This is a genomic window from Dehalococcoidales bacterium (assembly GCA_041656115.1).
Lineage (GTDB): Bacteria > Chloroflexota > Dehalococcoidia > Dehalococcoidales > UBA5627 > UBA5627.
This window is the reverse complement of record JBBAED010000014.1, coordinates 1-7,253: the sequence shown is the minus strand read 5'-3', so window position 1 is coordinate 7,253 and position 7,253 is coordinate 1. Positions and strand designations below refer to the sequence as shown.

The 7,253-nt window shown below is 43.8% G+C and carries 7 protein-coding genes; 5 read left to right on the top strand and 2 right to left on the bottom strand.

Translation table 11 applies throughout. The annotated features are described in order from the left end of the window. A partial coding sequence (locus tag WC958_06105; protein MFA5629793.1) for a hypothetical protein occupies nt 1-1,479 on the bottom strand: 1,479 nt, incomplete at its 3' end. Between the two features lie 218 nt (nt 1,480-1,697). Here WC958_06105 and WC958_06100 point away from each other — a divergent pair. Together WC958_06100 and WC958_06095 are read left to right on the top strand one after the other, a co-directional pair. Continuing rightward, nucleotides 1,698-2,492, top strand: coding sequence for a helix-turn-helix domain-containing protein (locus WC958_06100; protein ID MFA5629792.1), 795 nt, complete (start codon nt 1,698-1,700; stop codon nt 2,490-2,492). A 234-nt stretch (nt 2,493-2,726) separates the two neighbouring features. After that, on the top strand, nt 2,727-3,008 hold the full coding sequence (locus tag WC958_06095) for a DUF4368 domain-containing protein (protein ID MFA5629791.1): 282 nt from the start codon (nt 2,727-2,729) through the stop codon (nt 3,006-3,008). A 136-nt stretch (nt 3,009-3,144) separates the two neighbouring features. Here the strand turns inward: WC958_06095 and WC958_06090 are convergent, their stop codons facing one another. Continuing rightward, the gene (locus WC958_06090) at nt 3,145-3,711 is read right to left on the bottom strand and encodes a TetR/AcrR family transcriptional regulator (GenBank protein MFA5629790.1); all 567 of its coding nucleotides are present in this window, start codon (nt 3,709-3,711) and stop codon (nt 3,145-3,147) included. A 251-nt stretch (nt 3,712-3,962) separates the two neighbouring features. Between WC958_06090 and WC958_06085 the strand changes: the two genes are divergently transcribed. From WC958_06085 to WC958_06075, 3 genes are all read left to right on the top strand, one after another. Further along, a complete protein-coding gene (locus tag WC958_06085; protein ID MFA5629789.1) occupies nt 3,963-4,889 on the top strand; it encodes an ABC transporter ATP-binding protein in 927 nt (308 codons plus the stop codon). Next, nucleotides 4,886-5,797, top strand: coding sequence for an ATP-binding cassette domain-containing protein (locus WC958_06080; GenBank protein ID MFA5629788.1), 912 nt, complete (start codon nt 4,886-4,888; stop codon nt 5,795-5,797). Before WC958_06085 ends, WC958_06080 begins: the two co-directional genes overlap by 4 nt. After that, the coding region (locus tag WC958_06075) for an ABC transporter permease subunit (GenBank protein ID MFA5629787.1) at nt 5,797-7,253 on the top strand (1,457 nt) is incomplete at its 3' end. The genes WC958_06080 and WC958_06075, both read left to right, overlap by 1 nt.

Genomic DNA, 7,253 nt, shown 5'->3' with positions numbered 1-7,253 from the left:
GATGCCCATCTTTGCGATGAAGTCCTTTGCCCCTGCAACCTGCAAATCGTCCACCCGCCTGTAAAATTCCGCGTCCGTTATTGCGTTGTTCAGCCACGATTCAAACATTCTGTTAAGAACGTCTTTGTTCTCGTCCGTGAATCCGCTGGGCCAGGACGCCTTGGGCGATATCGGAAATTTTTGGCGTATAAACTCATCGATGAGTGCCGAATGCCCCGTATTTTTAACCGCACCCAGCACTCCTGCGTTCTCCAGACAAATCATCGACACGTTATCGGGCTGCGTTAAGAACTTCAAGAACCTGATTGCCGCGTCCAAAACCTCGGGTTTGCCTTGCACCCCCGACTTCATAATATTGACGACCAAATCCGGTTCGGGTTCATGCGGGCCGTTGGAAAACTGTATCTCGTTTACATAAGGCGTGGTGTCGGTAGAGATAAGCGGCGCGACAAAAACTCCGAAGTCAAATTCCTTGTGAGTAGAGTTTTCTACCGGTATCGCCCAAATCCCTTCCTCGCGCATGCCCACGTTGCCGTCCAGCCAGTCGCCGTAATACTCAATAGATCCCCATGACGGCTCCAGCGTTTTTGTATAGTATTCCTTTAGCAAGCGGTAAACTTCTTTCGCGTATTCATGCTGTGTCGTGGAAAAATGCCCCTCTAAACACGCCCTTGCCGCCTCCGCGGCGGTGACCCTGCCGTTACCGTCGTAATCGGTATTTTTTGTTTCCATGACATAACCGCCGAACGACGACGAAAAGATAGACCCCCATACCCACGCGTCAAATATCGTAGAGGTATTAAACAGCGACCACGGCGCAACCCCTATATATCCGTTATCCTTAACGGTTTTTGCGGTGGTCAAAAATTGATTCCAGGTTAACGGAACACTCTCTATCCCGCTTGCTTGAAAAATATTTTTGTTGTAAAAATATCCGGTTGCCGAACCGGGAAATACCGTTATCGGTAAGCCGACTATCTCTTCGCGGGCGTTTACCACCGACGCCGATTGCCACAGATAATCGCGGAACACATCCTTCCACACATCGTAATCGTCGGAATAAGTCCATTCGGTTTCAAGATAGTCATCCAGCGGCAGATACCAGTCGCGCTCCTGATAACGCGTACCCCAGCTGAACGCTATCGCCGGCACCGTGCCGCCCGCTATCTGGGTGGTAAACCACTGTGCAATCTCCGCGTCCAGACCGCCGACGGGCTTTGTATACGCCCATTCGATCTCAACGTCGGGATTTTCGTCCATGAACGCTTCGGCTATAAAGTATGTCGAATTGAAAACATCGGGATCTTCCGCCGTAGGGATTCTGCTTTTTGAGGGCGTATAGCCGTGTAAATCCACAATAAGCTTTATCTTGCCGGAGTCACTTTTAAAATCGACAAACGGCATTATTGATATCCCCGCGACAGCTACGCACAGGATAATTATCAATACTACTTTAAAATTCCAATTAGAAATTCTCACAAATTCATCTCCAGATAACTGCTTTTATGATAACATGTGTGTATTATCAATTATACCTTGTTTAGGTTAAGAAATACAACTTTTTGGCTAATATGGACTTTTGTCCGATAACTGGAATTTTTGTTTCATGGCTATTATTTGTAATTATCTTGAAAAAACACCGAAAAAGTGCTATTATAATAGAATAAACCAAAAAAGTCGTGAAAGGAGGGTTCAATATGTTTGAGTGCACTTTTGATTATTATATAAGACGGATAAACGAGGACGGCTTTTCTTCTCCCGTACATTCGCACACCTGTTTCGAATTGGTTTATTATTTCGACAACGGAGGCTTCAGCCTTATTGACGGAAAAAAACATAACTACAATGCCAATGACTTTGTGATTATCGAGCCCGGCGCCCGCCACGACGACCATTCCGTCGGCACCTCGGAAATCGTGTGTGTCGGCTTCAATTATGACGGGGCGGAATTTCTGCTGAAAAACGGACGCTACCGCGACCAAACGGGAAAAGTAAAACAATTATTGGAGCTGCTGACGGAAGAAATGGCGTCTAAACTCAATCATTACGCCTTCGTCACCAACATGATAGTCAAACAAATCTTGATAGAGATCGAACGCCTGCTGCTGCCGTCCAACCCCGAGGCAATTAAACACGAGCACATAAAACAAGCGCTCAACTACATCCAACAATACTATCTGACGGAAATCAATATGGAGCAGCTCGCCGCAATCTCGCAATACAGCTACCACCGTTTCCGCCATATTTTCAAAGAGGAAATGGGCATCTCGCCCAAGCAATATATTCTGCACAAACGCCTGATGCACGCAAAACAGCAATTACAGGAAACAAGCATTTCCGTCACCGAGCTTGCCTATAATTGCGGCTTTGCGTCCACCTCACAATTCATAAAGCAGTTCAAAGCGCACTTCAAAACCACTCCGACGCAATACAAAAAACTCTACCGCGAGAATTACATCGACGTAGACTCCGAAACCGAACAAACCACTTGAAAGCAAACCGCGCTTAACCTTAATCGTCAAAACAGTAGCTTTTTCATTGCCATGTTTTTCAAAGCATCTTTGTCTGCGCTCGCAATGGCGATTATATTCATGTTACCGCAAACACCTAATCGACACGCTTATATACAGGGTCATGAGCTTAGTTCGGAGCGGTTCGCTAAAATGCTCATCAAATATGAACAGGAGCAATTGAATTAACGGCAAAAATGAATACCCTTCGCCTCCGTGCTTGAGCAAGCTGAAGCACAGACACAGGGCATTGTCAAGTTTCTGCGGGGGTTTAAAAGGTTCACGGAGATTAAGGAACTCAATGCCGAGGTTGTAAGCGAATTCATTGAGCGGATTGGAATCGGAGAAACGGTGATGGTAAACCCTCGGAGATTTTCGCACTGGGCAGATGAAAAGAGGCAGTACATAAGAATTGTGTGCAACTACATCGGTGCAATGCCACAAGAGAAAAAGGCAGTCACGGCAAGTGCAAGCGGAAAAACAGCTTATAAAGAATAACGGCGTGAACTTTGAGGAGTTCACGCCATTTTTTTAGGCATTGGGAATTGCCCGTAAGGAGTTTGTTCTAATGAAGCACTGACCGGCACGAAAGACACCAGAGACAATTTCTAATATAACCGTAATAGTATAAAGTTTACGATAAGTTATTTGCACCATTCGGTTTATACATTAGTTCTTCTGTAAGCCCTGCCAAAAAGTCAACCGACTCTTCAAAATCGTTTTCAATCCAGGTTTCTATAACGCTTATAATCACGGCGGAGATTTGCGCCGTGATATATTTATACGCCTTGGGATCAATCGTATCTTTATCCAATTTGGATAAAATATGGTCTTTTGTAATATAACTCGTAATGCTTTTACCGGCAAAACGGTTGAGGAGTCCTCTCCTGTAAAATAATAAGAGGGCTTCACGATAATCCATAACAAAGCCGAATGCTATTAAGAGAATACGTTTTACACTCATATACCTCAGATCCACCGTAGATTCTAATTCTTGAAATATGTGGTTGATGCGGTAGCGGACAATATCATCCTTAGACTGAAAATTGTTATAAAAGGTTTTACGCACGATATCTGCGCGTTTACATATCTCTGTTATGGAAATATCCTCATAATCATATTCCTGCAATAAATCCAAGAAGGCATCGGCTACGGCGTTTTGAGTGCGTATCGCAACCTTGTTTGTCTGCTCTTTATACATTTACTCAATTCTCCTTCTTCGTGTAAGATGCATTTTCCGCTTTGTTTCCAGTTGACTTAGCCTAATCATATTATATATAATAATTTCAAATTACACAAGTGTATAAGTCATGGTATATATAAAAAATTTACTTTCTTACAGCGTTACAGGCGAGGCCGGAAGGTAAATCACCAATAGTTTGTAAAGATTTAAAGGATACTAAAACACGATTGATAAGCCCAATTAGTTTATCAATTCGTAAAGGAGCTTAAATGAATGTAATCGCAGTGAAAAATTTGACAAAGGACTACGGCTACGGACGCGGCGTTTTTGACGTGAGTTTTGAGGTTCAAAAAGGAGAGGTTTACGGCTTTTTGGGACCGAACGGCGCCGGAAAATCTACTACCATAAGGCATCTTATGGGCTTTTCCAAGCCGCAGAAGGGCAGCACGCAAGTATTTGGCAAAGAATCCTTTCAAGCATATTCGGAAATTCTTAGAAACGTAGGGTATATTCCCGGAGAAATAGCGTTGCCGGCGGGACTTACAGGTTGGGAATTTATTGATATGATTATGAAAATGAAAGGTATCAGGTCGGATGCTTTGCTAAAGCGGCTTCTTGAAATTTTCGAGCTTGACCCAAGCGGGGAAACCAAGCGCATGAGCTTGGGCGTCAAAAGAAAGCTGGCTATTGTAACAGCGTTTATGGGCGACCCTGATGTGCTTATTTTAGATGAGCCTACAAGCGGATTAGACCCCGTTATGCAGGAAGTATTCATTGATTTTATTAAGCTGCAAAAAAACGCGGGCAAGACGATTATGTTATCCAGCCATATGTTCAACGAAATAGACGCGACTTGCGACAGGATAGCAATTATTAAGGACGGTGTAATCGTATCTGAATTTATAGCAAACGACCTCAAGCACGCTACATTAAAAACCTATGCGGTTGTTTTTAAAAACCGAAAAATCTTTAATGCTTTTATAACAGCAAACAAAAAGGATGAGGTTTTGAGAATTGTTGCTTCCGATGCAGAAAGGTATGCAATTTCCTTTGAATGTGAGGACAGCAAAATAAATGAAGTAATCTCCCGGTTATCCTCTACAGACATTGAGAGATTTTCGCACAAGAAGGAAACATTGGAGGATTACTTTATGAACTACTATGTAGGGGATAAAGATTTTGGAGGTATGCTGTGAGCGACCTGATTATACTAAAAAACCTCACTAAAGACTACGGCAGCGGACGGGGCATCTTCGATATAAATTTAACCGTAAAAAAAGGAGAATGCCTTGGACTGGTAGGGGCTAACGGCGCAGGTAAAACCACGCTTATAAGAAGCATTATGGGATTTGTCCAGCCCACGGGCGGCAGTGCGTCGGTGTACGGTTTTGATGCTTGGAAAAGTCCGGAGAAAATCAAAAAACATGTGGGGTATGTTCCCGGCGAAATTGCCTTTCCCGATCTTGGCAGCGGCACGGTATTTATTAAGAACCAAGCGGAATTTTTAGGAGTCATGGATTTGACATACGCAAAAGAACTGGTAAGGATATTGCAAATTGATTTATCCGCAGACTTAAAGCGTATGAGCAAAGGTATGAAGCAAAAAACCGCCTTGGTAGAAGCTCTTATGAATAATGCGGAAATATTGATTATGGACGAACCGTCCACCGGGTTAGACCCTCTTATGCGAATTTCCTTTGTCGACGTTATTCAAAAGGAACGTCAAAAGGGTAAAACGATACTCATGAGCAGCCACCTTTACGGCGAAGTCGAACAGTTATGCGACCGCGTAGCGCTTATCCATAACGGCAGGATCGAGGAGGTTGTCCAGATGCAAAAAATCTTGGCCAATCCCGACACTGAATATAAAATAGAGTTTGTCAAAGAGGATGAATATCGAAAGTTTAAGGAAAAGGGTTATGTGATTACCCGCGACCAACCCGAATACTTCCAAGTTACGGTTCAAATAAAAAAAACCGAAGCAGAAAAACTTTTGCAAGCCCTTATAGGCTTGGAAGTTAAATTTATAACAGAAAACGAATACACGCTGGAAAAGCATTTTAAAAAGACTTTATCCAAGTACAAAAAGGAGATACAGATATAATGTTCAGCAAGCCGCTTTTTAAGCAGTCCATAAAGGCAAACTGGGTGAGTTGGGTAGTCGTTACGATAGCTACCTGTTTTATGCTTGCAATAATCCTCACGGTTGTAGGCAGGGATTCGGTCAATAATATTATGACTTCCCTCGGCGATTCTTTTGTAAAAGACGCCGTAGAAAGTCAGGTTGAGGACGCGTCGATGAGCTATTACTATATGGGTGCATCTTCACTGGAAGGATATGACGGGCAGATCGAGGGGGTAACACAAAGCACACCCCAGATTGCCGGAGGTTATAATTATGCCATAAACCAGTATCCGAACCCCACGGATGAGGATAAACAGTCTGTTATAAACGCTATAGTTTCAAGTACCCCGGAGCAACAAAAAGGATTTGTAGAGAGCTTTTTGAATATCTACGCATATAATACGGATGCCAATCTTACCCCGGAGAAAATCGGCGGACAGGTATTGATTAATACGATCGCGGACGCTCTTTACAACAGTATCTTAGAAACCAACACGCAAGAGGAAGCGGATACGGCAAAAGAGTTTGTTCTCGCAACACTAAATTCGTATGTTGCACAATCTGGTTTGAATTCGCAGGAGTTCGCGTCTCTAACGGTTGTATCGGCAATGAAGGAGCTTATGTCCGAACCACTTGCGGAATACGGTTTTACAGAGGATAAAATATCAGAAATAGCAAGCGAGGCAGTACTCAATTTCCGCGCGCAAGTAACAGTGCGTTATCCCGGTCAAAGCTTGAGCCAGCTTGATTCGGAAGAGGTTAACGCGCTTATCGGGAAACTGTCCGTCAGCGTAATGGACGGGTTCCCCGACAATGTAAAAGAAAGCCTTGCCGATATGCAAAAGCTCGACCTTGCGGAACTTTTGACTGGCTCGATATTCTTCAAAATCGCAGGATTGCTGCTTCCGGTAATTTATATCATAATGGTGTCTAACTCCTTGATAGCCGGGCAAGTAGACAGCGGCTCGATGGCGTATATTCTTTCCACGCCCACTAAACGAAACGCCGTTACTTTAACGCAAATGGCATTTTTGGTTTCATCCTTGTTTTTAATGTGCTTATTGACTACGGCTACAGGTTTAGCGTCGCTTGCAATAATAGGCTCAAGTTCTCTATCATATACGGAAATGCTGCTTCTGAATGTCGGCTCATTCTTCACAATGTTTGCCTTTTCAGGTATCTGCTTCTTTGCATCCGCATGGTTCAACAGAAGTAAACACGCGATGGCGGCCGGCGGAGGATTAAGTATGTATTTCCTTGTGGCGACAATCCTCGGATTATTCGGCTCGTCCGCTATGCCCGGTCTTGTGCGTATGGATACGATGAATATTTTTAACTATACGACGATAACCCACCTATTTGATACGGCATCGATACTGGCCGGCACTACCGCCTTTATCTGGAAACTCGGCGTGCTTGCGGCATTCGGATTAAT